This window comes from Luteibacter mycovicinus (genome assembly GCF_000745235.1).
Classification (GTDB): domain Bacteria; phylum Pseudomonadota; class Gammaproteobacteria; order Xanthomonadales; family Rhodanobacteraceae; genus Luteibacter; species Luteibacter mycovicinus.
In genome coordinates this window covers 786,894-812,528 of sequence record NZ_JQNL01000001.1, presented here as the reverse complement: position 1 = coordinate 812,528, position 25,635 = coordinate 786,894, and the positions used below count along the sequence as shown (strand labels likewise).

At 65.6% G+C, this 25,635-nt stretch carries 29 protein-coding genes and 1 pseudogene; 11 read left to right on the top strand and 19 right to left on the bottom strand.

Going from position 1 to position 25,635, the window contains the following annotated elements; genetic code table 11:
- Positions 1–10: 10 nt before the first annotated feature.
- From FA85_RS03710 to FA85_RS03690, 6 genes and pseudogenes are all read right to left on the bottom strand, one after another.
- The gene (locus FA85_RS03710) at positions 11–778 is read right to left on the bottom strand and encodes an SDR family oxidoreductase (RefSeq protein WP_036111813.1); all 768 of its coding nucleotides are present in this window, start codon (positions 776–778) and stop codon (positions 11–13) included.
- A 96-nt stretch (positions 779–874) separates the two neighbouring features.
- Positions 875–1,444 (bottom strand): GNAT family N-acetyltransferase, encoded by a 570-nt coding sequence (locus FA85_RS03705; RefSeq protein WP_036111815.1) that lies wholly within the window; start codon positions 1,442–1,444, stop codon positions 875–877.
- A complete protein-coding gene (locus FA85_RS22325; protein WP_255349737.1) occupies positions 1,441–1,776 on the bottom strand; it encodes a GNAT family N-acetyltransferase in 336 nt (111 codons plus the stop codon). Before FA85_RS22325 ends, FA85_RS03705 begins: the two co-directional genes overlap by 4 nt.
- A gap of 150 nt (positions 1,777–1,926) precedes the next feature.
- Positions 1,927–2,412: pseudogene (locus FA85_RS22320) on the bottom strand (GNAT family N-acetyltransferase); the annotation flags it as partial.
- 79 nt (positions 2,413–2,491) lie between these two features.
- Positions 2,492–3,391 carry a hydroxymethylglutaryl-CoA lyase gene (locus FA85_RS03695; protein WP_036111817.1) on the bottom strand — a complete coding sequence of 300 codons (900 nt, stop codon included), beginning with the start codon at positions 3,389–3,391 and terminating at the stop codon, positions 2,492–2,494.
- 11 nt (positions 3,392–3,402) lie between these two features.
- Positions 3,403–5,397 carry an acetyl/propionyl/methylcrotonyl-CoA carboxylase subunit alpha gene (locus tag FA85_RS03690; RefSeq protein ID WP_036111819.1) on the bottom strand — a complete coding sequence of 665 codons (1,995 nt, stop codon included), beginning with the start codon at positions 5,395–5,397 and terminating at the stop codon, positions 3,403–3,405.
- Between the two features lie 189 nt (positions 5,398–5,586).
- Here FA85_RS03690 and FA85_RS03685 point away from each other — a divergent pair, with 189 nt between their 5' ends.
- Positions 5,587–6,069 carry an FKBP-type peptidyl-prolyl cis-trans isomerase gene (locus FA85_RS03685; protein ID WP_036111821.1) on the top strand — a complete coding sequence of 161 codons (483 nt, stop codon included), beginning with the start codon at positions 5,587–5,589 and terminating at the stop codon, positions 6,067–6,069.
- Positions 6,070–6,183: 114 nt separating this feature from the next.
- Here the strand turns inward: FA85_RS03685 and FA85_RS03680 are convergent, their stop codons facing one another.
- The 4 genes from FA85_RS03680 to FA85_RS22105 form a co-directional block, all read right to left on the bottom strand.
- Positions 6,184–6,987, bottom strand: a complete 804-nt coding sequence (locus FA85_RS03680; protein WP_239739737.1) for an IS3 family transposase — start codon at positions 6,985–6,987, stop codon at positions 6,184–6,186.
- Between the two features lie 8 nt (positions 6,988–6,995).
- Positions 6,996–7,322, bottom strand: a complete 327-nt coding sequence (locus FA85_RS03675) for a transposase (protein WP_036109331.1) — start codon at positions 7,320–7,322, stop codon at positions 6,996–6,998.
- A 117-nt stretch (positions 7,323–7,439) separates the two neighbouring features.
- Entirely contained in the window at positions 7,440–8,507 is a 1,068-nt protein-coding gene (locus FA85_RS03670; RefSeq protein WP_036111825.1) for a phospholipase A, read from the bottom strand.
- Between the two features lie 220 nt (positions 8,508–8,727).
- The gene (locus FA85_RS22105) at positions 8,728–9,228 is read right to left on the bottom strand and encodes an EF-hand domain-containing protein (protein WP_036111828.1); all 501 of its coding nucleotides are present in this window, start codon (positions 9,226–9,228) and stop codon (positions 8,728–8,730) included.
- A gap of 156 nt (positions 9,229–9,384) precedes the next feature.
- Here FA85_RS22105 and FA85_RS03660 point away from each other — a divergent pair, with 156 nt between their 5' ends.
- Positions 9,385–10,611, top strand: coding sequence for a winged helix-turn-helix domain-containing protein (locus FA85_RS03660; RefSeq protein WP_036111830.1), 1,227 nt, complete (start codon positions 9,385–9,387; stop codon positions 10,609–10,611).
- Here the strand turns inward: FA85_RS03660 and FA85_RS03655 are convergent, their stop codons facing one another.
- Positions 10,612–11,094: a hypothetical protein gene (locus tag FA85_RS03655; RefSeq protein ID WP_036111833.1), complete on the bottom strand. Its 483-nt coding sequence runs from the start codon at positions 11,092–11,094 to the stop codon at positions 10,612–10,614.
- A gap of 329 nt (positions 11,095–11,423) precedes the next feature.
- On the opposite strand from FA85_RS03655, the gene FA85_RS03650 reads away from it, so the two are divergent.
- The 4 genes from FA85_RS03650 to FA85_RS03635 all read left to right on the top strand — a co-directional run bounded on the left by FA85_RS03650 (position 11,424) and on the right by FA85_RS03635 (position 13,983).
- The gene (locus tag FA85_RS03650) at positions 11,424–11,633 is read left to right on the top strand and encodes a cold-shock protein (protein ID WP_036111834.1); all 210 of its coding nucleotides are present in this window, start codon (positions 11,424–11,426) and stop codon (positions 11,631–11,633) included.
- Positions 11,634–11,938: 305 nt separating this feature from the next.
- Complete coding sequence (gene cspE / locus FA85_RS03645; protein ID WP_036111837.1) at positions 11,939–12,142, top strand: transcription antiterminator/RNA stability regulator CspE; 204 nt, start codon at positions 11,939–11,941, stop codon at positions 12,140–12,142.
- A 97-nt stretch (positions 12,143–12,239) separates the two neighbouring features.
- Complete coding sequence (locus FA85_RS03640) at positions 12,240–13,103, top strand: alpha/beta hydrolase family protein (protein WP_036111840.1); 864 nt, start codon at positions 12,240–12,242, stop codon at positions 13,101–13,103.
- A gap of 10 nt (positions 13,104–13,113) precedes the next feature.
- Positions 13,114–13,983, top strand: coding sequence for a pirin family protein (locus tag FA85_RS03635; protein ID WP_036111843.1), 870 nt, complete (start codon positions 13,114–13,116; stop codon positions 13,981–13,983).
- A gap of 10 nt (positions 13,984–13,993) precedes the next feature.
- Here FA85_RS03635 and cqsA read toward each other — a convergent pair whose 3' ends face one another.
- From cqsA to FA85_RS03615, 4 genes are all read right to left on the bottom strand, one after another.
- Positions 13,994–15,319, bottom strand: coding sequence for an alpha-hydroxyketone-type quorum-sensing autoinducer synthase (cqsA, locus tag FA85_RS03630; protein WP_197056483.1), 1,326 nt, complete (start codon positions 15,317–15,319; stop codon positions 13,994–13,996).
- 205 nt (positions 15,320–15,524) lie between these two features.
- The gene (locus FA85_RS03625; RefSeq protein ID WP_051943431.1) at positions 15,525–16,565 is read right to left on the bottom strand and encodes a response regulator; all 1,041 of its coding nucleotides are present in this window, start codon (positions 16,563–16,565) and stop codon (positions 15,525–15,527) included.
- A complete protein-coding gene (locus FA85_RS03620; protein ID WP_051943433.1) occupies positions 16,562–17,959 on the bottom strand; it encodes a sensor histidine kinase in 1,398 nt (465 codons plus the stop codon). The genes FA85_RS03625 and FA85_RS03620 overlap by 4 nt, the downstream gene beginning before the upstream one ends.
- Before the next feature lie 3 nt (positions 17,960–17,962).
- Positions 17,963–18,352 (bottom strand): cytochrome c, encoded by a 390-nt coding sequence (locus tag FA85_RS03615; protein ID WP_036111846.1) that lies wholly within the window; start codon positions 18,350–18,352, stop codon positions 17,963–17,965.
- A 95-nt stretch (positions 18,353–18,447) separates the two neighbouring features.
- Here FA85_RS03615 and FA85_RS03610 point away from each other — a divergent pair, with 95 nt between their 5' ends.
- Together FA85_RS03610 and FA85_RS03605 are read left to right on the top strand one after the other, a co-directional pair.
- The gene (locus tag FA85_RS03610; protein ID WP_036111848.1) at positions 18,448–19,239 is read left to right on the top strand and encodes a tRNA threonylcarbamoyladenosine dehydratase; all 792 of its coding nucleotides are present in this window, start codon (positions 18,448–18,450) and stop codon (positions 19,237–19,239) included.
- Between the two features lie 44 nt (positions 19,240–19,283).
- Entirely contained in the window at positions 19,284–19,526 is a 243-nt protein-coding gene (locus FA85_RS03605) for a GIY-YIG nuclease family protein (RefSeq protein WP_036111852.1), read from the top strand.
- Here the strand turns inward: FA85_RS03605 and FA85_RS03600 are convergent.
- The gene (locus FA85_RS03600) at positions 19,523–19,924 is read right to left on the bottom strand and encodes a DUF3224 domain-containing protein (protein ID WP_036111855.1); all 402 of its coding nucleotides are present in this window, start codon (positions 19,922–19,924) and stop codon (positions 19,523–19,525) included. The genes FA85_RS03605 and FA85_RS03600 overlap by 4 nt on opposite strands.
- Positions 19,925–20,013: 89 nt before the next feature.
- On the opposite strand from FA85_RS03600, the gene FA85_RS03595 reads away from it, so the two are divergent.
- From FA85_RS03595 to FA85_RS03585, 3 genes are all read left to right on the top strand, one after another.
- Positions 20,014–20,865 carry a 2OG-Fe(II) oxygenase gene (locus tag FA85_RS03595; RefSeq protein WP_036111856.1) on the top strand — a complete coding sequence of 284 codons (852 nt, stop codon included), beginning with the start codon at positions 20,014–20,016 and terminating at the stop codon, positions 20,863–20,865.
- 110 nt (positions 20,866–20,975) lie between these two features.
- Positions 20,976–23,186, top strand: a complete 2,211-nt coding sequence (locus FA85_RS03590; protein ID WP_051943437.1) for a M1 family metallopeptidase — start codon at positions 20,976–20,978, stop codon at positions 23,184–23,186.
- Complete coding sequence (locus FA85_RS03585) at positions 23,183–24,091, top strand: hypothetical protein (protein WP_036111859.1); 909 nt, start codon at positions 23,183–23,185, stop codon at positions 24,089–24,091. The genes FA85_RS03590 and FA85_RS03585 overlap by 4 nt, the downstream gene beginning before the upstream one ends.
- A gap of 10 nt (positions 24,092–24,101) precedes the next feature.
- On the opposite strand, the gene FA85_RS03580 is transcribed toward FA85_RS03585, so the two are convergent.
- The 3 genes from FA85_RS03580 to FA85_RS03570 all read right to left on the bottom strand — a co-directional run bounded on the left by FA85_RS03580 (position 24,102) and on the right by FA85_RS03570 (position 25,562).
- Positions 24,102–24,644, bottom strand: coding sequence for a GNAT family N-acetyltransferase (locus FA85_RS03580; RefSeq protein ID WP_036111861.1), 543 nt, complete (start codon positions 24,642–24,644; stop codon positions 24,102–24,104).
- 16 nt (positions 24,645–24,660) lie between these two features.
- Positions 24,661–25,122, bottom strand: a complete 462-nt coding sequence (locus FA85_RS03575) for an SET domain-containing protein-lysine N-methyltransferase (RefSeq protein ID WP_036111865.1) — start codon at positions 25,120–25,122, stop codon at positions 24,661–24,663.
- A 98-nt stretch (positions 25,123–25,220) separates the two neighbouring features.
- Complete coding sequence (locus FA85_RS03570; protein WP_051943439.1) at positions 25,221–25,562, bottom strand: ComEA family DNA-binding protein; 342 nt, start codon at positions 25,560–25,562, stop codon at positions 25,221–25,223.
- Positions 25,563–25,635: the final 73 nt, after the last annotated feature.

Sequence of the window (25,635 nt, the reverse complement as noted above, 5' to 3'; positions counted from 1 at the left end):
GTGGCTTGGATTACTTGGGAGCGAGACGGACGCCGCCGTCGAGGCGGATCGTCTCGCCGTTGATATAACGGCTGGTGAGGAGGAAGGCCACCGTGTCGGCGAACTCCTCGGGCTTGCCCAGGCGCGACGGGAAGGGAATCGACGCGGACAGCGATTCCTGCACCTGCGGTGGCATGCCGTCGACCATCGGCGTCCAGAAGATGCCCGGCGCGATCGTGTTCACGCGGATGCCGAAGCGCGCGAGCTCGCGCGCCATCGGCAGCGTCATGCCGACCACGCCGCCCTTGGACGCGGAGTAGGCGGCCTGTCCGATCTGGCCTTCATAGGCGGCGACCGATGCGGTGTTGATGATGACGCCGCGCTCGCCGTCCTCGCCCGCCGCGTTGCCCTGCATCAGCTGGGCACCGGCCTTGGCGACGTTGAAGCTGCCGACCAGGTTGACCAGCACGGTGGTGCTGAAGTTGGCCAGCGGCATCGGGCCTTCCTTGCCCAGCACGCGACCCGCGCCAAGGATACCGGCGCAGTTGATCACGGCGTTGAGGCCACCCATGGCGTCCTGCGCGGCGGTGACGTTGGCGGTCACGCCTTCTTCGGAAGTGACGTCGGTGCGGTAAAACGAAGCGTGCGAGCCGAGGGCGGCCACGGCGGCCTGGCCCTTCTCTTCGTTGACGTCGAAGAGCGCGACTTTCGCGCCGGCGGCGACGAGTCGCCCGGCGACGGCGTGACCGAGACCGGATGCGCCGCCGGTGATGACGGCCCTGACCTGTTCGAGCTGCATGGAAACTCCGCGGTGCGACTGGCAAAGAGGCCCATCTTAGCCGAGGCATCGGGGATTGGCTTTGTGCGGGAGCACACGCTCCCGCGTCGCCGACGCTCAGGCCTCGGCGAGGAAGGCCTGAATACGACCGGACGCGACCATCTGCGCGAACGGAATGACGGCGGTCGGTGGATTCTGCGGCTCACTCAGGAACCGGCTGAAGACGCCGACGTCCCACCACTCGCCCAGCTTGTAGCCGGCCTTGGGCCACACGCCGGCGGCCCGGAATCCCATGGCTTCGTGCATGGCGACGCTGGTCGCGCCCGGCAGCGTGATGACGCCGACCGCCTGATTGATTCCCTGCAGACGCAGCGCCTCCAGCAGTACGCCATAGAGTCGCCGGGCGATGCCGCGACGGCGCGCTTTCTCGTGCACGTAGATCGACGTCTCGGCGACCCAGTCATACGCGGCGCGCTCGCGGAAGCGCCCCGCATACGCATACGCCAGAACGTCGCCGTTTTCTTCCCACACCAGCCACGGATGGTGCGCCATGCGCGCGACGATGCGCTCACGCATGACGTCGTCACCCGGCAGGTCGGTCTCGAAGGTGATCGCGCTGGTTTTCACCACGGGTGCGTAGATGGCGTGGCAGGCGGCGGCGTCGGCCTCGACGGCGATACGGATCACAGGGGTTTTTCCATGAAGATGCTGGACGGATTGGCGTGATGATCGCCGAAGGGCGGGCAGCGGTGGTAGCCCGATCGCTCGTAGAGTTCGATCGACTCCGTTTGTGCGGTGCCGGTCTCCAGTCTCACCTTCGTCCCACCGCCCGCGCGCACCTGGCGTTCGAGGGCCTCCAGCATCTGCTTGCCCAGGCCCATGCCGCGGCAGGCGGGCACGACGTACATATATTTCAGCTCGACGTAATCGCCGTGGTCGACACCGGCACCGCAGGCCAGCGGCTGGCCATCGACACGGGCCGTCATGAAGGTGGTGTCGGATCGACGCAGGTTCTCCACGCCGATCGCCTGCGGCAGGGGATGGCGGTAGAGGTCGGACAGGTATCCGTGCAGCTGCTCGATCAGCGGCAGGACGTCTTCCTTGCCGGGGTCGTCGATGCCGAACACCAGCGAGGGCGGTTTGGGCGCGACGATCAGGTCGCCGTCATTGAGGCTGCGCAGGAAAAAGCGATCGCAGCTGAAATGGCCCGTGCCACCCATCGGAGCGTCGATCCGGGTGAAGCCATGCCGGAAGTACACGGCCTGCGCCGCGTCCATCCCCGTCAGCGTTTCCAGGTAGCAACGTGAGAAACCGGCGCGCCGGGCCGCGTCCAGACAGGCACGCATCACCTTCGAGGCGGCGCCGATGCCACGGGCCTCGGGCAGGAAATACATCTTGCGAAGTTCGCAGGTCTCGTCGTCGCCGCCGTCCAGCGGCGCGATGCCCGCCCCGCCGATGGCGCGGCCGTCCTTCTCGACGACAAAATACGCGGCGCGTGGGCGGGCGTAGGCCGATGACATGGCGTCGACTTCGGCGTCGTGGATCGCGAAGCCCGGGCCGTCGGCGCCGAACTCCGGCATCACATGGCGTATGACCGCGGCGATGTGGGCATCGTCGCGGGGCTCGATGGGGCGGATCAGATAATCGGCAGGCATACGCCTGATGCTGCCAGCTTGGATGGGGAATGGCCAACTGCCCGGGCAGGAGCCAGCCCTGCTGGCGATGGGAGCCGCCTCAGCCCGCCATACGCGCCCGCGTCACCCGGCTTGCCGTTTCCTTCCCCAACTGCCCGGCCAGCCAGGCTCCCGTCTCCACCAGGCGGTCCAGATCGACGCCGGTCTCCATGCCCATGCCGTGCAGCATGTACACCACGTCCTCGCTGGCCACGTTGCCCGTGGCCCCCCTGGCATACGGGCAGCCACCCGTCCCCGAGACGGCGCTGTCGACGACGCGGACGCCTTCTTCCAGACAGGCGAGGATGTTCGCCAGCGCCTGGCCGTACGTGTCGTGGAAATGCACGGCCAGCGCAGGCATCGGCACTTCCGACGCGACGGCGCGGAGCATCGCGCGCGCCTTCACGGGCGTACCGACCCCGATCGTGTCGCCAAGCGAAATCTCGTGACAGCCCAGTTCATGCAGGCGGCGGGCGACACGCACCACGTCGGCCACCGGCACCTCGCCCTGATAAGGGCATCCGAGCACGGTCGACACATAGCCGCGTACCGCGACGCCATCGGCCCGCGCACGTTCCATCACCGGCACGAAACGATCGATCGACGCATCGATGGAGGCATTGATGTTCTTCTGGTTGAACGCTTCCGACGCGGCCGTGAACACGGCGACCTCGGTGGCGCCGACCTCGCGCGCACGCTCGTAGCCCTGCAGGTTGGGCACCAGCACGGGGTAGACCACGTCGGCCGCCTTGCGGATACCGAGGAAGACCTCGGCGGCATCGGCGAGCTGCGGTACCCATTTCGGGCTGACGAAGCTGGTCGCTTCGATCGTTGCCAGGCCGGTCGCCGACAGCCGGTCGATCAGTTCGATCTTCACGGCGGCGGGGAGCATGGCCTTCTCGTTCTGCAAGCCGTCGCGTGGGCCGACCTCGACGATGCGAACGTGGTTCGATGCGTTCATGGAAGCTCCGGTCAGGCGGTTTCGGCGAAGCGGACGAGGATCGCATCCGCGTCGACGAAATCGCCCTGTACCGCGGATACGCTCTCGATGGTGCCGCCGCGAGGTGCCTTCAAGGCGAGCTCCATCTTCATCGCTTCCATCACCATCAGTTCCTGCCCTTCTTCGACCACGTCGCCCGCCGCGACGCGCACCAGCACGACGCGGCCCGGCATGGGGGCGGCGAGGTGACGTGCGTTGCCCGACTCGACGCCGGCCCACGCGTAAGCGGGAGCGCGGGTGAACGACCAGCGACGTCCCAGAGCGTCGTGTACACGGACGAACCGCCCGTCGATCGCCAGCGGCAAGCGGCGTGCCTCGTCGTCGAAACGGGCGGACAACGCGCCGTCGACGAGACGCGCCCCGGCCACGGTGCAGGACACGTCACCTTCGCGGAGAACGTAGGCGCCGCCGTGTCCATGCGCATCGATCTCATGGCGGACGTCGCCCTGCATCAGCGCGACGACGCGTTTGCCGTGATGACCGATGCGCCACGCGTCGGCACCGGCCCAGGGGGAATGCGGGTCGCCGGGCACGCCACGGTCCTGCGCTTCATCGGCGAGAAGCACCGCCACGGCGGCGGCGAAGCGCTCCACGTGGCCCGCCTGCGTGTCGCCGGCCAGAAACTCGTCAAGGTGACGATCGAGGTAGCCCGTATCGATGCGGCCTTCCACCACCGCCGGGTGGCGTGCGAGGCGTTCGAGAAACGCGACATTGGATTTCGGGCCGACGATATCGGTCCGCGCCAGGGCTTCGCGCAACCGTTCCAGCGCCTGCGCGCGGTTCCGGTCGTGGACGATGAGCTTGGCGATCATCGGGTCGTAGAAGATGGTCACGGTGTCGCCGGCAATCACACCGCCGTCGAGGCGGACATGCCGCGACGGCGGCGGCAAGGTCAGCGACACCAGCTTGCCGGAGCCGGGCAGGAAATTCGCCTCCGGATCTTCCGCATACAGGCGGACCTCGATGGCGTGGCCGGTGGCGCGGATGTCGTCCTGTGTCAGAGGCAAGGTCTCGCCGCCCGCCACCCGCAGTTGCCACTCGACCAGATCCAGTCCGAGCGTCTCTTCGGTGACCGGGTGCTCGACCTGCAGGCGCGTGTTCATCTCCATGAAGAAGAATTCGCCGTCCTGGGCGACGATGAATTCCACGGTGCCCGCACCGACGTAATCCACGGCGCGCGCGGCCGCGACAGCGGCGGCGCCCATGCGTGCGCGTCGTGCCTCGTCGAGGAAGGGGGAGGGCGTTTCTTCCAGCACTTTCTGGTAACGACGCTGCGCGGAACACTCGCGCTCGTTCAGATGGATGATGTTGCCGTGGGTGTCGCCGAAGACCTGGAACTCGATATGGCGCGGATGCTCGACGTAACGCTCGAGGATCACCCGTGTATCGCCGAAGGCATTCGCGGCCTCCCGTTGCGCGGACGCCAGGGCTTCGGCAAAGGCGCCCGCGTCGCGCACGATACGCATGCCCTTGCCGCCGCCGCCCGAGGCCGCCTTGATCATCAGCGGAAAGCCCGTGCGGGTGGCTTCGGTTGCCAGATGGGTGGGATCCTGGTCGGCGCCGTGATACCCGGGCACCAACGGGACCGCATGGCGCTCCATCAGCGCCTTGGCGGCCGCTTTGGAGCCCATCGCGTCGATGCTTTCCGGGCGCGGCCCGATGAAGACGATGCCGGCCGCGGCGCAGGCGCGCGCGAAATCCGTATTTTCGGAGAGGAAGCCGTAACCCGGGTGGATCGCCTGCGCGCCGCTGTGCCGGGCCACTTCGATGATCGCGTCGCCACGCAGATAGGACTCGGCCGGGCGCGGGCCGCCGATGGGCCAGGCTTCGTCGGCCAGGCGTACGTGCTGGGCGTCGGCGTCCGCGCTGGAGTAGACGGCGACCGTGCGGATGCCCAGACGGCGGCAGGTCCGGATCACGCGGCAGGCGATCTCACCACGGTTGGCGATCAGAATGCAGTCGAACATGCGGCTCCCGGCGGGGTCTGGATGGGGTGGGGAAAACCCGAAAAACTAGCAGATCGCGACGACCCGGAGGGTTGCGGCGCAGCATGCCCGGTTCCGCCGATTTGCACCGGGGCGGCGTGTCGCCTAGCCTTGTGGGTCCGGGAAGGCGCCTTCATGTCTTTCCATTCCCCCTCCCAGCGAGAGAATTTCATGCAGATCGCCAACCGCCACGCCGTTTCCTTCCATTACACGCTGACCGACGACCAGGGCAACGTCATCGACAGCTCGGACGGTCGCGAGCCGCTGGCTTACATCCATGGCGAAGGCCACATCGTCCCGGGTCTGGAGAAGGCGCTCGAAGGCCGCTCGGTGGGTGACCAGTTCAAGGTCGACGTCGCCGCCGAAGAGGGCTACGGCCCGCGTCACGAAGAACTGATCCAGGTGGTGCCGCGCGCTGCGTTCCAGGGCGTGGAAGACCTCCAGCCGGGCATGCAGTTCCAGGGTCGTAACGACCAGGGCAGCATCAACGTCACCGTCAGCAAGATCGAAGGCGACAACGTCACCGTCGACGGCAACCACCCGCTGGCCGGTCAGACCCTGCACTTCGCCGTCGAGATCACCGACGTGCGTGACGCCACCGAAGAAGAGCTGGCGCACGGTCACGTGCACGGCGCCGGCGGTCATCACCATTAAGCGGTCGTCTTCGCCGACGTGACCTTATTCGCGCGCAGGGCGCGCTCCTACGACGCCGCTGTGGTAGGAGCGCGCCTGTAGTGGCCGGGTATTTGAGGACCACGCATAGGAGCGTTAAGCCGCCATCCTCTCAAACTCGGCTGGCGGGCGGTAGTCGAGCGCGGAGTGCAGGCGCTCGTGGTTGTAATAGCGAACCAGATAGTCGATCGCGTCTTGTGATGCCAGAGCTCGGGTCGGGAAGGTTTCCTCGCCGAACCACTCCTGTTTAAGGCTTCGGAAGACGCGTTCGACGACGGCGTTGTCCCAGCAGTTCCCCTTTCGGCTCATGCTTTGAACGATGCCGTGCCGGGCCAGATGTTGGGTGTAGCGATCGGAGGTGTACGAGGCGCCCTGGTCGGTGTGGATGACTAACCCGGGAGCCGGCTGGCGCAAGCCGATGGCCAGTTCGTTGGCCTTGATGGCCAGTCGTGAATCGGGCGTGTGGCTTGTGGCCCAGCCGACGATTCGCCGGGAGTACAGATCGACCACGATGGCCAGATAGAGGAAGCCCTGGCCCGTTCGGATGAAGGTGATGTCGCCGGCCCAGGTCTGGTTGGGACGCGCCGGATCGAACTGTCGGTTGACGATATTTTCGGCCGGTGCAGGTTTCGTGTTGCGTCTGGCGTAATGAAACCGCTTCTTCCTCAGTCGAATGTCCAGCCGGCGCATCAGTGTCGCCGCCCGTTCGCGACCCACACGAAAGCCGTGCCGGCACAGGCTGCGCGCAAGGCGGCGTGCGCCATAGCTGCGGCGACTATCCCGATGAATGGCCAGAGCGGTCTGGGCAAGCCCTTCGTCGATGGCGGGAGCCGCCTTGACGGGGGCGTAGTGCCGGCTCCGGGGCCAGCCAAGAATCGCGTAGACCTGTCGTATCGACAAATCCCCTCTCACCTTTTGGACGATCTCGGCTTTCGCAAGATGGCGGCCAGGTGAGAGGGCAACTGTTTTTTTAGGACGTCACGCTCCTGTGCCAACACCGCACGAGCGTCTTCAGAGGCTTTCAGCTGTCCCTGAAGCTGCGCGATGAGGCGCCGCTGCTCCACCGGATCGTCCGGTATCGCCGCTTGCCGTTCACGCCATTCCTCCACCCATCGCCTCAGGGCCGTCGGCCCCAGACCCATCATCTGAGCGGCTTGAGGCGGGGTATATCCCACCTCGACCACCAGTCGTATTGCCTCGGCTTTGACCGCTGCCGGAATTTTTCTATGAGCCATGATTCACCTCGCAGGAGATTTTGCTCCTACTTGGTGGTCCTGAAAAACCCGGCCATTACAGCCCCGCGCGCGAAAAGCCAACGCAGCGGTGATGCCGCTGCGCAGGTTCCTAAGAGATCAATACCAATCCAGCAACGACACACCGATGCCCAGATACGTCGCACGGTGGTTGTAGTCGATCATGCTCTCGCCGTAACCGTTGAACGCTTCCACGTAGCCACGCAGGTTGTTGACCACCGGGAAGCTCCAGGTGCCACGCAGCGAGCCATGCGAACGGTCACCCGTACGGAACGAATGACGCCCCGTCAGTGAGAACTCCTGACGCCCCACTTCGTGCACGACCGTGATTTCGCCACGGCCCATATAGTCCTTGATGTCCGGATTGTCGTCGTCCTTGCGTGCTTCCGGGATACGCCACCACGGACGCAGCATGATGGTCCAGCCTTCGCGTTCCAGGCCGATATCCGCGACGACGCGGTTCCAGCTGCGCGACAGGGGATCGGCGCGTCCATTGGACTGATGGTTGATGCCGATGCTGGCCAGACGGCCGTTCCAGCCGAAGATGTTGTAGTTGGTGTTGAACACCAGCAACGCTTCCGGCTCGTAGTTGGTCTCGCGGAACGGACGCGAGTTGTCCTTGTTGTACACCTGCCAGCGGGACGACTGCGTATAGCCGACCCACACGTCGCCGTTGTCGCCGAAGAGGTTCTCGGCGACCTTGGTCTTCAGGCTGATCTGGAACTTCGCCTCGACGTTGTCGAGATCCTGCGGCGTCGTGACGGTGTGGTCCGGCGCGGGCGTGTGCGGCGTCGTGTTCTGTTTGTTGGTGCCGAAGAACGGCAATACGTAGGTCGGCTTGTAACCGCGCAGATTGAACGTACCGAGTTTGCTCTCGGGCGAGAGCTCCCAGCGGCTGTCGAGCAGCGACAGCGGACGCCCCACGTCGGCCGAGTTGCGGGTCGCCAGGTCGACGCTGAGCGAATTGCCCTTCGGGTCTTCTTTCTTCGCCGCCGTCATCATGTTCGGGCGACCGACGGCCTTGTCATAGCAAAGCAGTCGCTGCGAGTCGGTTTCGATCGCCGAGCAGGCACGGATGTCGATCGGGCTCGGATTCTGCGCGAGCGCGAGGCCCGCATGCAGACAGGCGTAGACGCCGAAGGCGCCGGCGGCGTGGATTCGTTTCATGGCACGGACACTCCCTGAGCCGGCGACTGTCCGGCAGTCGCGAAGTGTATCCGTGACAAATGTGAAGACCCTGCATGGAAACTTGCGAACGTATGCACGATCTCGTCGTCCTCCCCGGGGAGTGGGGCGGTTCGCGCATGACGCCGGGATCCGGGTAAGGTCGCGCTAAAAAAAGACGGCCCGCGAATGCGGGCCGTCGAGAGACATCGGAGCGAACGCCTTACTGACCGCTGGCGCCGGACTTGGTCACCCACTTCTGGTACTCGGCCTTCGAAATATGGCCATCGCGGTTCGAGTCGGCGTACTGGAAGTCGTTCGCCAGCAGCGGAAACGCCGAGGCCTGTTCTGGCGTGATCGACTTCTTACCGCCCGCGAGCGTCGTGAAATCCGGTGCGGGACCGGACGGCTTGGCCGGGGCCGGGCCGCTGTTGACCGTGACCTGACCACCCGGGGGTGGCGTCGATGCGCCCGGCATCCCCGGTGCGCCACCCGGCGGCGGGGGCGGAGGCGGTGCATCGGCGGCCGGCGGCGGCATGGCCGGATCCGGCGCCTGCTGCATCGAACCCGGTGCCGTGTCCGACGGCGGCGGAGGCGGCGGAGGCGTGGCCTCACCCGGCGGCGGAGGCGGGACGCGGGCGGGCGGTGGAACGTCCTGGGCGAATGCGGCGCCAGCCAGCAGCAGGGATGCGCCAAGCGCGGCAGCGCGAATGTTCTTCTTCATGTAAGCCTCCGTGGTCGGGGGTGGCAGGGGTCGCAAGCCCTCGGCTCGCGACATCGTTGCCGACGCTAGCAAGGCACGATTTAATGGCGGCCCAACTGCGGAAAGGCCTTTACCGTGCCGTCACGCGTATCCGACAGGTCCTCCACGGACGCCGTGATGGAGCTGTCTCATCGTTCGGCGCAGCTGCTGCATCTGGCCGCGCAGGGCCTCGCTAAACGTGTGACGCGGCGAGCGCGCAAAGCGGACGTCCTGACCGCGATCTCACGTATGGGCATGCTGCAGATCGATACGATCAGCGTCGTCGCGCGAAGCCCTTACATGGTGCTTTTTTCGCGACTGGGTGCCTATCGCACCGAGTGGCTCGACGAATCGCTCGCCGACGGCCTGCTCGCCGAATGCTGGGCGCACGAGGCCTGTTTCGTGCCAGCGCAGGACTATCGCTTCCACCGCGACTACCGCAGTGGGCGGGCGGGGCACTGGGCGCATAAAAACGCGCTGCGCGTACACGCCGAGGCCCGTGGCGACATGGATGCTCTGATCGACCGCATCCGTAAGGAAGGCCCCTTGCGCGCGGCGGACTTCGAGCGTGAATCGACCGGAACGAAGGGCTGGTGGGGCTGGAAACCCGAAAAGCGCTGGCTGGAGGCGTGGTTTGCCCTCGGCGACCTGATGATCGCCCGGCGCAATCGTTTCCAGCGCGTCTACGATCTCGCCGAGCGGGTCACGGCACGCTGGCCGGAGCCGCCGCCAGCGGACTCCCTTGACGAATCGGCGGTGCGCCGTCATTTCATCCTGCGCAGCGTGGCGGCGCTGGGCATCGCCCGCGCGCGCTGGATCGCCGACTACTACCGCCTGCGTCCGCGCGTGACCGACGAGGAGCTGGCGTCGCTGGTGGCGGAGGGAGTGCTCATCGAGGTTGCCGTCACCGGGTGGAGCGACAGGGCATACGTCCACCGCGAGCACGCGGGATCGCTCGCCGACGCCGCACGCAACGGTTTGAGGGCCACGCGTACGGTTCTCCTGTCGCCTTTCGATCCCGTCGTCTGGGATCGGGCACGCGCGCTGGAACTGTTCGGTTTCGAATACACCATCGAGTGCTACACGCCCGCGCCCCGACGAAAGTACGGCTACTACGCGCTGCCGATCCTGCATCGCGGTCGCCTGGTCGGCCGACTCGACGCCAAGGCTCATCGTCAGGAAGGGTTTTTCCAGGTACTGGGCGTCTGGCTGGAGGAGGGTGTCGTCCTGTCTCCGGCGCTGGTCGGGGACCTGGCGGAGGCCCTGCATGAGTGTGCGGCGTGGCATGGCACGCCGCGTATCGTCATAGAAAAAGGCCAGCCGCGAGGGCTGGCCGGTCTGCTGCGCGAAGCGCTCGCGAATTGATCAGCGCGTGGACGCCGGTGCCGGGGTATCGGCACACGACTTGCCGTGCAACGCATCCTTCAGCTGACCCGCAAGCGACGCGCAACGGGCGCCGAGCTGGCCACGCATATCCGGATCCTGCGACTGGCGGAGCAGACTGGTGCGCATCATGTCGTAGCGGCTGTCGATCTGGTCGCGGGCGAAGATACCCGCCGCGAGGTGGCAGCTCTTGTAGCTCGCCAGGTATTCATCGCATGCCGCGATGCCGGTGCTGTCCGGCAGCGGGCCCGCGGCAGCGGCGGCGCGGCTGCCCGTCTTGCTCGCGGGAACATTGGTCACGGTCGTGGTCGCGGTGCGCTGCTTGACGACGCTCTTGCCCGTCGCCGTGGAAGAACTGGTCGTCCGGGTGGTGCTGGGCTGCGGCTTGGTGTTGTGGTCCGCGCACGCGGCGAGGGCGAGGGCGCCCATGAGAAGCGGAACGAGTCGGAAGCTGGAGCGGTTCATGAGGCGGTCCCCCTTGGGCTGAGCGTGGATCGGATGGTAGGTCAATTCGCATGAACGTTGCGACGGGGCGCAAGCATGTGCGCGGAATGAGTGAACGCGGCGTCAGTGGCGACGGGGCGAGGCGGCGTATCGCGCCATCGCAATTTGGTTTCCGGGCCTGTATAGTCGCCGGACTGTGTTTGCCGGGGTCATAGAGTTAGTTTGACCCGATGCAGCTGATCACGTATCCGCAACATCGCTTCGCTCCTCGCGTTTCCTTGCACACCAGTTAGGCGGCAACTATTTAAGTTGCTGGTTTTATTCGTAAAAAATCGTATTGGAGTGTTTCTATGTCGGATCGTGAAATCGGCACCGTCAAGTGGTTCAACGACGCCAAGGGCTTTGGCTTCATCTCGCGCGAGAATGGCCCGGACGTGTTCGTGCACTTCCGCGCCATCCAGGGCAACGGCTTCAAGTCGCTCGCCGAAGGCGAGAAGGTCTCCTTCAAGGTCGTGAACGGCCAGAAGGGCCTGCAGGCTGAGGAAGTCCAGAAGGCCTAAGCCTTCGGACTGACCGAGCTTCGAAAAGGCCGGGCGGCGACGCCCGGCCTTTTTTTTGCTCGTCATTTCCGATTTTTCTGTCCGAATCGCGTGATCCGTGTCAAAAAAACGGCTGATGTAGGGGATCCCCTACAGAACTTCCGGAAAATACGGTTATGATCGACCCTACTGTGTCTGCGCGGTCACGCGAGTGACCCGATGTAAGCGCGAAGTTAACGCTCCATCGCCTCACCCGGTCCTGCAAGCTCAGTAAGTCGCCGGCTCGTCGAGCCGGGTTTTTAGTGTGTTGGATAGAGGTGTGTGTGATGGCAACTGGTACTGTGAAGTGGTTCAACGACGCCAAGGGCTTTGGCTTCATCACTCAGGATGAGGGTGGTCCGGACGTGTTCGTGCATTTCCGTTCCATCCAGGGCAACGGCTTCAAGTCGCTTGCCGAGGGTCAGAAGGTGGAATACACCGTGACCCAGGGCCAGAAAGGTCCGCAGGCTGACAACGTCGTTCCGAAGTAATGCCCCAGGGCTGGCTCGCGCCGCCCGTTTTGCATGACTTTAGCCCTCCCGGCGCCCTGTGCCGGGAGGGTTTTTGCGTTTCGGGGAAGCTGAATCGATGACGGAACCCACGCGCGATGCGATCGTGCGCAGCGCAGCGCCACTGCGCATGGCGGACGGGGCATCGTCGGATCTGCTGCTTTACCTGCCGGCGGGCGAGATCGCCGCGACGCTGCTCTGGCTGCCCGCCATGGGCGTCGGCGCCCGTCACTATGAATCGCTTGCTCTCGCGCTGAGCGCGCAAGGTATCGCCGTCGCCATCCATGAATGGCGAGGCATCGGCTCCAGCGACCGGCGCGCATCGCGTCGACTCAACTGGGGTTATCGCGAACTCCTGCATGACGACCTCCCGGTCAGCCTTCACCGCCTTCGTGAGGCCGCGCCAGACGCCCCCCTGTATATCGGAGGGCACAGTCTCGGCGGACAACTCGCCTCCTTGCTCGCGGCGACGACGGCGATGCCGGTTTCCGGTCTGGTGCTGGTCGCCAGTGGGGCACCTTACTGGCGCCGCTTCAGTCCCTGGGTCGGTCTCGCCTACGTGGCGGCTCCGTTACTCGCGGCTGTGGCCGGTCGGCTTCCCGGTCGCCGGATCGGCTTCGGTGGCAACGAGGCCCGTGGCGTGATCGCGGACTGGTCGCGCAGCGGTCGTACCGGGCGTTACGCCGCCCGTGGCATGGACGTCGACCTGGAGGCCGCACTGCGCCACCAGAAAGCACCCGTTCTGGCCCAGCGTTTACGGGACGACTGGTTGGGGCCCGCGCCTTCGCTGGCATTCCTGCTGGACAAGATGCCTGATGCACCGCGCGAGGTCTCGGTCGTCGTGCCTGACGACCTCGACGGGGCGCCCGCGGATCATTTCGCGTGGATGAAAGCGCCCGGCGCAATCGCCGGACGCATCGCGGATTGGGTGCACGCGCGCTAGTCTGTGCGCCATGACCATCACGCCCATCGACGGCAAGCAGCGCGACCTCGGCGACGGATTCGTCGTACGGCGCATGCTGCCGCATCTCAAGGCCCGACACGTCGGCCCCTTCGTCTTCTTCGATCAGATGGGACCTGCCTCCTTCGGTGAGGACAAGGGCATGGATGTCCGCCCGCATCCGCACATCGGCCTCGCCACGGTGACCTGGCTGTTTCAGGGGGCGATCCGCCATCGCGACAGTCTCGGCAGCGCGGTGGATATCCATCCCGGTGACGTCAACTGGATGACGGCCGGGCGCGGTATCGCGCATTCCGAACGCACCCCGCCGGACGAACGTCACAGCGGACACGATCTCCACGGCATACAGGTCTGGGTGGCGTTGCCGAAGACCCATGAACGCATCGATCCCGAATTTCACCACCATCCGGCGAGCACGTTGCCCGTGGTGGAGCGCGACGGTGCGCGACTGGTCGTCATCGCCGGTGAGGCTTTCGGTGTGTCGTCGCCCGTACGCGTGTTCGCACCCATGTTTTTCGTCGAGGCGCGGCTGGAAGCGGGCGCACGTGTGACGATGCCTGAGCAGCACGCGGAGTGGGGCGCCTACGTGGTGGAAGGCGCCGCGCGCTTCGGCGACCTTCCGCTGGGGGCGCTGGACATGGCCGTGGCCCACGAAGGCGAAGCTCCGGTGCTCGAGGCCACGCAACCGTCGTTGATCATGTTGTTCGGCGGCGCCCCACTCGATGGGGAGCGCCACCTCTGGTGGAATTTCGTCGCCAGTTCGAAAGAGCTGATCGAAGCGGCAAAGGTCGAGTGGGCCGAAGGACGTTTCCCACTCGTACCGGGGGACGAAAGCGAGCGAATCCCGCTGCCGTCCTACTGAGCCGGAGCCCTCACGCCACTTCGGCGGCCGCCGATTCCCGCTCGCCGTCGCGGCGCGCCCGACGCATGGCGCTCCATGACGGCAACGCCATGGCGTCACGCGCGACGCGGCACACGTCGATCAGTCGTGCCACGTCGTCGTCGCTCATGCCCGCGTTCAGTGTCAGGCGCAGCAACGAGCGGTTGACCGTGGTGGCAGGTGCGCTGAACACGGAACCGAAGACGCCGTGCTGTTCCATCACGTCACGTACCTTGCCGGTGAGGATCTCCTGGCCGGCTTCGAAGGCGATGATCTGCTCGGTTCCATCCGCGATCGGATAGCCCAGTTCCGTCAGTTCCGCGCGTACCCGGCGCGTCACCTGGCGCAGGCGCTGGCGCCTCCAGCCCTCGGTCTGGATGACCCGATGGGCCGCCGACATGCCCGCGAGTTCGTGTGGCAGCAAGGACGAGCTGAAGATGGCGGGCAGAGCTTCGCAACCGAAATAATCCTTGAAACGTGTGGTGCACGCGATGAACCCCGCGCGCGAGCAATACGCCTTGGCCAGGCTCGCCGTGATGAAATGCACGCGGTCGTTGAGGCCCAGGCTGGCAACCAGTCCTTCCCCGCGCACGCCGTGCGTACCCAGCGAATGCGACTCGTCGACGACGAGGACGCAGCCGTGCTCCCGGGACAGGTTGGCGATGGCCTCGAGGGGAGCGAGGCTGCCGTTGGTGCTGTAGACCGCATCCACGACGATCACGCCCGGGCCGTTGCGCAGTACCTGTCGCTCCAGATGCGTCACGTCGTTGTGCAATACGGACACCGCTCTGGCCCCGGCGCTGCGAATGCCTTCCCATAACGACGCGTGCGCGAGCATGTCGACGTAGACGGGGATGCGATCGCCGGCGATGGACTGGATGAGGCCGACGTTGGCGGCGAAACCGGATTGCGCGAGGATGCCGTCCTCACTCCCTACCGCGCGCGCCAGCTCGGCCTCCACACGATGCAGCGGCTGATCCGCGTCCTGCTGAAACAGCGCCGACATCATCATGCCAAGGCCGCCTTCGGCCAGTGCCTCACGCTGTGCTTCGACGATGGCGGGATGTCCCGCGATCGCGAGGTAATCGTTGCTCTGGAGCATCAGGTCGTCGCCGGCGGGGCGACGCCCGCGCAAAATGTGACGGCCACCCCAGTCGATCGCCACGCGTTCGTTGTGGAATCGATCCACGCGGGTCGCAACGAAGCCAGGCAGCGCAGGGGCGGTAACGACACGGTGCAGAACGGAAACGTTTTCCATGGACATCTCTCTCTCGATGGCATGGGCGATGGACACGTTGCCGTTCACCACGAACGGCACGCGCGCGCCAACCTCGCCCGGGCGGGCGCGAAAACGAGAAAGGCCAGGGGTGGGTCGCGAACGACCCTGCGGCCTTACGCAATACCTGGAGAGAAGCGTCGGCGGGTCGGAAGACCCGCGAGCGCACCGCATGTTTTGGGCAACACAACGCCACGCGCCGGGTGCTGGGCGCGATGGCGTTTCCGGAAGGGCGAAAGTAACCCGTTTAGATGAATCGTGGTCGGCTGTCGGCGGCCAGACTCAGATCCTGCTCCCGGAGCCAGGTGCGGTACGACTTGACGTGCTGAAGCCGGAAGCGCTCAACGTCGTCGATCAGGGCGTAGTAGTACCACTGCTCGCCGGAAACGGCGGTGGCGGCATACATGTGTTCTTCAGGCCGCTCCACGCCTTTGTGATAGAAGCCGTCACGGGAGTTGAACCAGGGCAGGGCTTCGCCGCTCCGCAGGGACTCCAGGACGGCGCCGGGGGCCCCCAGATCTGCCGCAATTTCATAGTGGGTGCGCAGGTCCTCGTCCGTCTGAACCAGCAGGAACCGGCCGATCCCCCAGGCGTCGACCAGTAACAGGCCCGTCGGATTGCAGTGCACGTAGCACTCCACGGGCTGGAACGTGGCGGTGACGCTCTGCAGGACCTCGCGGAAGGCGGGGTCGCGCAGGAAGCGGAAGTTGCCCAGGGCCAGCGTTTCGGCGACGAAAGCGCTGGCACGGTCGAAGTACCGGCGCTGCAGCTCGGAGATGGCGGTCTGCAGCTTCTCGATGGCCAGCGGGTCGTTCTTGCGGATGAAGCGGTCGATCACGCCCGAATTGAAGGCATCGATCGCCGTGGCGTCATCGGCCCGGCCGGTCAGCAGGATCTTGCCGATATGCGGATTCGGCAGGCGCTTGCAGAACGTGATGCCGTCCATCTCGGGCATGGCCTGATCCACCACCACCACCGAAATCTCCGCGAAGCGCTCCGGGTCGTAGACCACCCGATGGATCGAATCGATATCGAGGGCCACCAGCTCCTGAGTCTCCGAGGGGCGGTCCTTCCAGCGGTAGAGCCAGCCGCCGCCCGGCACCGGACGGCTGCCGTTGTTGCCCAGCGTGGCCAGCGCGCTGCGCGGTGAACTGAAGGTGCGGACCCGGACCATGGGATCGAGCAACAACGGGACGACGTCGAGGTATTCCTCGTGGTCGTCGACCAGCACCGTGGTGGTCGGGAAATGGAAAGGCTGGATGTCGCCCTGCGCGTTCAACGTCGTCACTGCCGGCCCCCGGTGTTCGAATGCGGGAAGGTCAGAGTGAATTCGGTGAATTCACCCAGGTCGGTACGGCATGCGATGCCACCGCCCATATGCTCCATCGCCGCGCGGCAAAAAGCGAGTCCTATTCCCAGTCCGGTGATGGTGCCGGTGCCGGCGCTGTCGCTGGAATAGGAATAAAACCGGTTGAAAATGCGGGGCAGGACATCCGCGGGGATGCCCGGACCGGTGTCGTGGACCCGGATCCGGTTGCCACCGTCGGCGGGCTCGATGAAGACCCGGATCTCGCCCTTGCCCGCGCGATCTGTATGAAAAAGTGCATTGCGCAGAAGATTGAACAGCACGTGGACCACCAGGCTTTCCTCGCCCATGAGCGAGAAGTCGCCGGTCGGTGACAGGGTGATGCGGTCTCGTTCGGCGCGCGAGCCATAGGGAAAGCGGCGTAGCGCCTGCTCCACGCACTCGCGGGCCTGGAGCAGGGAGAGCGGCACCTCGCCGATCGGACGCGCCGAGAGCAGCAGCATGTCGATGATCGTGTTGGCGTAGGTGACCTCGCGCTCCATCACACCGATGCTGCGCTCCAGGGCATGCAGGTTCTGCGCGCGCATTTCGGGGACGGCCAGGCCCTCGCTTTCGGCGAGCCGGTGACTGCGGATCAGATCGGGCATGAAGCGGGCGACGGCGCGCGCGGCGATGCGCAGCGACCCCAGAGGCGTGCGCAGTTCGTGGGCGATGTTGTTGGACGCCGCGGTCAGGGCGTCGATCCGTGACTGCTCGGCCATATTCGACGACACCGTGCAGGTGGCGCCACCGACCATGCCGAACATCAGCAAGGGGATGTACTCCAGCATCGTCCGGGTATGCAGGTGGGCTTCCGGGGAAAGCACGAACACCAGACCCGCGAGCAGGCTGCCCAGCGAGAACACCAGCAGGAAGCTGACCAGGTCGAACAGCATCATCAGCAGCATGACGCAGGCAAGATGGGTCATCAGCCACGCGGGCGTGGCGTTGCGTAAGGTCATGTAGCCGACGAAAAACGGCATCGCGACCGTCATCGCGAAATACCAGTATGTCGGCAGATGCGTCCGCAGGCGGCGCGGCCACCAGGGCAGCAGGGCGAGCGGGATGAAGGTCGCGCTACAGACCAGCCGCATGGGCAGGTTCTCGTAGGGCTGCGGGAACAGGTAGGCCCAGACCGGGTAATACACCGCCAGGCAGAAGCTGCCGACGACGCCGATCGCCACCATCTTCGGCTGCGAGTAGCGCGTACGCAGGAACATGGTCGTTTCAAAGCGCGCCATGGCGCGCACCAGCAGCCACCAGCGCATGCGCAGGAAGCCGAGCGGACCGGTGGGCTTGTCCGAAGGCGAGGCGACAGAGGGGCCGGCGTCGTTCATGGGTCAGCGGTACTGCTGATGGCAGGACTGGCAGGCATCGCCTACGGGTTTCAGCGCGACGGCAAGGGCGTCGCAGCTGGCGGGCGCCGCCGCGACGGCCGCATCCAGTGCGGCATCCAGCGTGGCGCCGGCTCTGGCGAACCCCGCGTCCATATCCGGGAACGCCTCACGAATGTCGCCGGCCGTCAGGCGCAGGCGCGTTAGCCGCTCGGCCGAGACCTTGGCATCGCACTGTTTCGCCCGCACGTTGGCTCGCAGCGCGCCCATGTGGTGCTGCATCACGGCCATCACGCCGTCATGGAACGGCGTGCCCTGACGCAGGGCGGACAGCGCGAAAGTCGCGCCCATCGCGCCGACCGCGAGGCCGAGGATGACGAAGAGCAGCGCACGCATTGGTGTTCCATGGCTTGGCACGGCCGTCAGCATAGCGGACGGCCCCATTCTTTCAATATGAGACAATGAGCACAGTCCTTTCCTCCGAGAGTCATGTGAGCACCGCACAGGCGGAACGCTTCGCCGGTATCGAGCGCCTGTACGGGCGCGGCAGCCTGGACCGCCTCGCCCAAGCGCATGTCTGCGTCATCGGTGTCGGTGGCGTCGGCTCGTGGGCGGCGGAAGCCCTGGCGCGCAGCGGTGTGGGGCGCCTGACCCTGATCGATGGCGACGACGTCTGCCTGTCCAATACCAATCGTCAGCTGCACGCACTCGACGGTCAGTACGGCAAACCCAAGGTCGGCGTCATCGCCGAGCGGGCTCATGCGATCAGTCCGACCATCCGGCTCGAGGCCATGGAACGCTTCCTTACGCCGTCCACGCTCGATGAACTGCTCGACCGCAACTACGATGTGGTGATCGACGCGTGCGACGCGCTCAAGGTCAAGCTGGAGACGATCGTCTGGTGCCGTCGGCGAAAGGTCCCGCTGGTCACTGTAGGCGCGGCCGGCGGTCGCACCGATCCGACGCAGGTCCGCGTGCGCGACCTGTCGCGTACCGAGCACGACGCCATGCTCAGCATGATCCGGAAAAAGCTTCGCCAGGAGCACGGTTTTCCCCGCAACCCCGATCGCTTCTTCGGCGTTTCGGCGGTGTACTCGTTGCAGAACGTCCAGTACCCGCAGGCGGACGGCAGCGTGTGTGGCGTGCGCCCGCCCGGTAGCGACGCGCTCAAGCTCGACTGCGGCGGTGGGCTTGGTGCGGCCACGCACGTCACCGGCGCGTTCGCGTTCGCCGCCGTGGGTAAGGCACTCGAAAAACTGACGGCGCCAGCAAAGGCGGGCTGATCCTGCGTGTCGCCCGTCACGCGGCGGCGGGTTACGCTACGTCCATGTGGTGCGTCTATCTCATCGAATGTCGGAACGGCGCCTGGTACGCGGGGATCACCAACGACCTCGACGCACGCTATGCGGCTCATGTGGCGGGGAAGGGTGCGCGCTATACGCGGGCCAATCCGCCGGTACGGTTGCTGGGCTCACGGCCATTCGCGGACCGGTCGGAGGCGTCGCGGGCCGAGTGGGCGGTGAAGCGGCTGCCTAAGGCGAAGAAGCTGGCGTGGTTGTTGGCCACCTAAGGCAGCGTATACGCCAGGTCGTAGGTGTGCCCACCCGCGTTATCGATCGTGATCGAAAAGGTTCCGGTGATGCCCGTGAGTTCGCGGCTGCCGGTATCCGGGACGATCGTGATGAGCAGTTCCTGTCCGGCCGCGGACATCACCCCTCGGTGGACGAGCGCAAAGCTGCCGGCTCGCCCGTTGACCGAGCCCGTGAATCGCTCCACGGCCGCATAGGCAGCCGAACCCTGCACGCTCGTACTTCCGGCGGTGAGCATGGTTCCTTTGGAGGTACCCTCCATCCCTCCGTAAAACGTCTTCTCCAGACTCATCCGGCCGAGTGCCGAACCATCATCCGCGTCAACGGCCCCGTCGGGAGCGATCTTTACTTCGAAACTGCCATCTGCGTGCTGCGTCATGCGGCCTCCCCGGGCGTTTCAGTGACTCACCGTGTCGGTGTAGGATGTCAATTAGTACGGTTCAATGCCCCGGAGCGAGGCTAGCGCATATGGATACGCGACGGCATACCAGGATCACCCCCGAATGGCACACGTGGATCGGTGAGGCGCTGGCGGCAGGGTCGGCGCCGGCCGAGCTGCTCACCACGATGCGGGAAAACGATTTCGACGAGGCCGCCGCGCGTACGGCCATCGCCGATGCGCTGTTCGGCGGGCCCGCGACCCGCGCCGCGCCAGCCTGGCATACCCCGGGCTCCCGCCTGGCGGAGGGGCATGTACTGCGGACCTCCGACCGTGACGTCCGCGTTCTTCTGCGTATCGCCAGGCCGACGATCGCCGTTCTCGATGGTGTCCTCGACGACGCCGAGTGCGAGGGCATGATCGAGCAGGCCAGATCACGACTGGCACGCTCGGCCGTGGTGTCGCCCGAGTCGGGCGCCAATACCGTCATGGGTATCCGTACGAGCGAAGGCGCGTTTTTCCAGCGGGGCGAGAACCCGCTCGTACTACGCATCGACCGGCGGGCCGCCGAGATCATGCGGTTACCCCATGAGCACGGCGAAGGCCTGCAGGTGATGCGCTATGGCGTCGGCGGCGAGTACGTACCGCACTTCGATTACTTTCCGCCCGACCAGAAAGGCAGCGAGCCCCATCTGGCCCAGGGCGGTCAGCGTGTCTCCACGCTGATCATGTACCTGGCCGATGTCGAGGCCGGCGGCGAAACCATCTTTCCCCGCATCGATTTCAGCTACGTGCCGCGCAAGGGGCAGGCGCTGTACTTCGAATACACCGACGCCGACGGCTCGCTGGACGTGCTTTCGCTGCACGGCGGGGCGCCCGTCACCCAGGGTGAGAAGTGGATTGTCACGAAATGGATGCGCCAGCGATCCTTCGTGGGATGAGTCATGGCAGGCGGGGCGTGACCTCTGGCCTATATCGGCGTGAAGTCTGAGCCAGCAATCATCGCCGGATGACAGGGGGAGGGGGTTCGATGCGCCGAGAGGCAGGCAGGATGGTTCGTTTCGTCGCCGCGGGGTTGCTGCTTTGCGTCGGTAGTGTGTGGGGGCAAGCGGCCGCGCCCGCTCTTCCCGCGCCGGCAGGGGCCAGCACCGTGGCGCCGCCTGCGGTCCCTGTCGAAATTCCCTTCGCCTCGCCGCATGCCGGCTCGGTACGCACACCCAGTGCGCCCGACGCCTGGGGTGGCCCGCGTAACGGTCAGGAAGCGACCCTCTCGGATCGCGTGGTGTCGTATCGCATCCAGGCGCGGCTCGATCCCGACAAGCACGCCGTGGACGGCCAGCAGCAGCTGACCTGGCATAACCGCAGCGACCGTCCCGTGTCGGCGGTCTTCCTGCACATGTATCTCAACGCGTTCGAAGGCGAGGGCAGCACCTTTTTCACCGAGCGCGCGCTGCTCGCCGCCGCCGGTGGCGCACGCGGCACCGCCGAGGTGAAGAAGGGCGAATGGGGCTACATCGACCTTGGTAACGTCGAGCAGGACGGCGCCGCCCTGAAGTGGAGTTACGTCCATCCCGACGGCGGCCCTGCGACGGATCACACCGTGATTCGCGTGGATCTGGCGCAGCCCGTGCCGGCCGGCGGCAACGTGACCCTGGATATGAATTTTCACAGCCAGCTACCGCGCGTGATCGAGCGCACGGGCTACGTGGGCCAGTTCCATCTGGTCGCCCAGTGGTTCCCGAAGATCGGCGTGCTCGAGCTTCCGGGTGAGCGCGGTGCGACCGAGCCGCGGTGGAACGTGCACGAGTTCCACTTCAGCAGCGAGTTCTATGCCGACTTCGCCGAGTACGACGTGCGCATGACCGTGCCGAAAGGCTACGTCGTCGGCGCGGTCGGTGAGCAGCAGGGTGAGCCGGTTCCGGAAGGAAATGAGCTGACCTGGCATTTCATCCAGGGCGACGTACACGATTTTGCGTGGATGGCCGCCCCCGGCTACAAGACACTGGACAGTGACTGGAACGGGCCCGGCAGCCCGAAGGTCAGGGTGCGGGTGATCTATCCGCCCGAATACGCGGCCAGCGCGAAACCGGTGCTTAAGGCGACGCTCGATTCGCTGAGCTACTTTTCCGACACGCTGGGTCCGTACCCGTATAAGACGGTGACCGCGGTCGTGCCGCCGTTCAACGCGTCCGAAGCCGGCGGGATGGAGTACCCGACGTTCTTCACGGCCGAGGCATACGACAGCGTCAAGCCGAAGACGATGGACGAGTACATGCTCGACTTCGTCACGATCCACGAGTTCGGTCATGGTTATTTCTACGGACTGCTGGCCTCGAACGAGTTTGAAGAGCCCATGCTGGACGAGGGCCTCAACGAGTACTGGGACGAGCGCATGCTGCGCGAGCGTGGCCAGCCCTTGTATCTCACGCAGCCGGTCTGGCAGTTCTTTGGCGTGCAACCGGCGATGCCTGTCTTCATGCTCGAACGCATGTTCGCCACGCTTTCCCGTCCATCCGACCCGCTCGGACAAAACGCATGGGATCGCCTGTCGAGCGGCGATTACGTGACGGTCTATACGCGTACCGCGACGGCGATGCACGATCTGGAGGAGCGTCTCGGCAAGGAAGTGATGGAAAAGGCCTTCAAGGACTACTACGCCCGGTGGCACTTCCGTCATCCGTCCATTGCCGACCTTCAGGCCTCGCTTTCCGAATCGTCCGGCAAGCCTGACGTCGTCGCGCAGGTGTTCAACCAATACGTCTTCGGCACCGATCGTATCGACGACCGTGTCAGCGACATAACCAGTGACGAAGTGCTGCCGCTGGCCGGTACCGTCATGAAGGACGGCAGGCGGGTCGAGAAGAGCAGCGAGGAGAACGAGGCGGCGATCGACAAGCAACGTGAGGCCTGGAATAAGGCGCATCCGGATGCGAAGAAAGGTACGGGGCCGTTTCCGTGGAAGACCGTGGTCACGGTCTGGCGTGATGGTTCGTCGGTACCGCAGACACTGAAGGTGAGCTTCGCCGACGGCTCAACGGAAAACGTGCGCTGGGACGATCAGCGACGCTGGGCCCGCTTCGCCTTCACGAAGCCCGCGAAGGGCGTTTCCGCCGAACTCGATCCGGCGCAGAAGATTTATCTCGATGCGAACAAGCTCAACGACAGTCGCACCGTCGAGTCGAATCACTCCGCTTCCAACCGCTGGGGCGCCGACTTCGCTGCGCTGATCCAGGGTATCTACGCTTTCCTGGGGACGCTATGAACGCGCGCACCAAACGTTCGGCTGCTTCGGCTCTGGGTCTCGGCATGGTCGGAGGCCTGCAATGGCGGCTGATGCTGCTGTGGGTGTTCATCACGTTACTGCCGACCCTCGTCGTGGCGTTGCCGCTCTGGCGCGTGCTCGACGGCCTTTTGGGTCACTCCGTGCACGCGGAGGAATGGGCGCGTCACTTCAACGGTCTTTTCCTGGGCGATGTGTCGTCCGCGTTGCAAGCCAGCCCGTGGATCGGTTCGGCCTTCGTCGCGGGGGCGGTGCTGACGCTTGCCATCTCGCCGTTTCTTTCCGGCATGGCCGTTGCCGGCGGCCGGGCGAATCGCGCCCTGAGCTTTGGCGGGCTGTTGCAAGGCGGCGCGACCGAGTACGGACGCATGCTGCGCCTGCTCCCGCTCTCGCTGATTCCCTACGGCCTCGTCGTCCTTGCCGCGAAAGGTGTTTCGTCCCTCGTCGACGATAAGGTCGACGCCGCCTTGCTGCCGTCGACCGCCGACATGTACCAGCATGGGTCGCTCGTAGTGATCGCACTGTGCTTCGTCGTCGCCCAGGCGATCGTGGAGTCGGCGCGTGCACAGTTCATCGCGGACATCACCTTGCGCTCGGCATGGCGTGCGTTCGGACGCGGCGTGGTGCAGGTGGTGCGTCGACCCGTCGCCAGCCTGTTCGCCTATGTCGTCATTACGGCGGTCGGCCTGGGTCTGACCGTGTTGATCGCATCCTGGCGCGGTCATTCGGTCGCGGTCGGCGGCGAATGGTTCGCCGCGTTTCTGATCGTGCAGCTTGGCGTGGCGATCGTGGCATGGATGCGCACCGCACGGCTGCTGGCGCTCGCCGGTCTCAGCGGCGCGACACAGCAGCGCCGGCGCCGTTCGGATTTCGCGCCGGCGATGTAAGCCCTGTGAGTCAGCCCGCCCGGCGGACTTCGCGGTGCGGCGGGTAATAGGCGAACAGATGCGTCGCCCCGCCAAGGAAGTCGATGTTGTCGATGTGCTCGCCGCCCAGGCGCTCGGCGACGTGGTCGGAGGCTTCGTTGCCGATGCGCACGAGGCTGATCACACGCTGCGCGTGCATCTCCTTCCAGGCGAAGGCGAGGATGGCCTCACCGGCTTCGGTGGCATAACCGTGGTGGCGATGTTCGGGCTTCAGCATCCAGCCCAGCTCGAGGTCGGGCCAGCCTTCCGGTTTCATGAGGCCGGCACGGCCGATGAATTCACCGGTGTCCTTCAGTTCCATGGCCCACATGCCGCAGCCACGTAACGCCCAGTGGCCAAGCAGCATGGCCATGGATCGCCAGGCATTCATGCGGTCGAGCGGCTGGCCGTCACCGATCCAGCGCGTGCTCTCCGCGTCCGCGAGCATCCTCGCGTAGTCGTCGAAGTGATGTTCGGTAAGAGCGGTGAGCCGCAGGCGCGGCGTTTCCAGAACGGGGATATCGGATAGTGACATCGAGGTGACCAAGGGTTCAGCCGAGCAGAGCTGCCAGGGCGCGCGTGGACTGCGCGAGGCTTTCCTGCCAGGGCAAGCCGATTATTTTCTCACCACTTGCCGCGTCATTAAAGCTCTCTTCCTGGCCCGGCGCGAGAAGGTGTCGGTAATCGACAGTGATTTCAGTGCCTTGCGCGAGATCCTTCGCCGCAAAGATGAAGCCCAGGTGCCAGAGGCCGGTGGGCTCGAAGCTGTGATTCACGTAGCACTCGTCCGGCCAGTCAGGCGACACCGTGTAGCGGTCCTCGAACCAGCGCGCGGCGGCGTGAAGGTCGGCGGACAGGGCGGGGGACGCCATGATGTCGTCCCAGCGGTGCGTCTGGTCGATCGCGTCAGGCGCGGTGACGATACGGCCCGCGGCGACGAATTCATCGACGAACAGACCTTTGCCTGCGCCGGGGATGGCGGAAGCGGCGATGCGGTAACGCGGCAGGATCATTGCTTTCGTCTGGCCCCTGGTCACGTCGGCAGGGCAGAAGCGCCGCCGGCATGGGGCGCGAGTGTAGCGCGTTCCGCCGGCGGCGAAAGGGGGAGGGGTCACTCGTCCGCGTCGGCCGCCTTCGCCCTGGCCTTCGCTTTGGCGGCGCGGGGCGGCTTGGCGCTCTTTGCGATTTTGGCACCTCCGTCCACCTGGATGGCGTCCCGGTTGCGGTCGACGAGGGACTGGCCGATGCCCTTGACCTCGACGAGCTGGTCGGCGGATTCGAAGCTGCCATTGGCTTCCCGCCACGCCACGATCGCCTGAGCCTTGGCGAGGCCGACGCCATCGAGTGACTGCGCGAGGGTCGGGGCGTCGGCCGTGTTCACGTTGACGGGGGTGGAGGCGAAGGCGGGCAGACAGGTGAGAAGGCCGGCGAGGGCGAACAGACGGTAGTTCACGGTGAAACCTCCTTGGTAAGCGCGTCGGATGACGCCCGGGCACTCTGCGCTGCGCAGCCGGCGTCGCGTACCG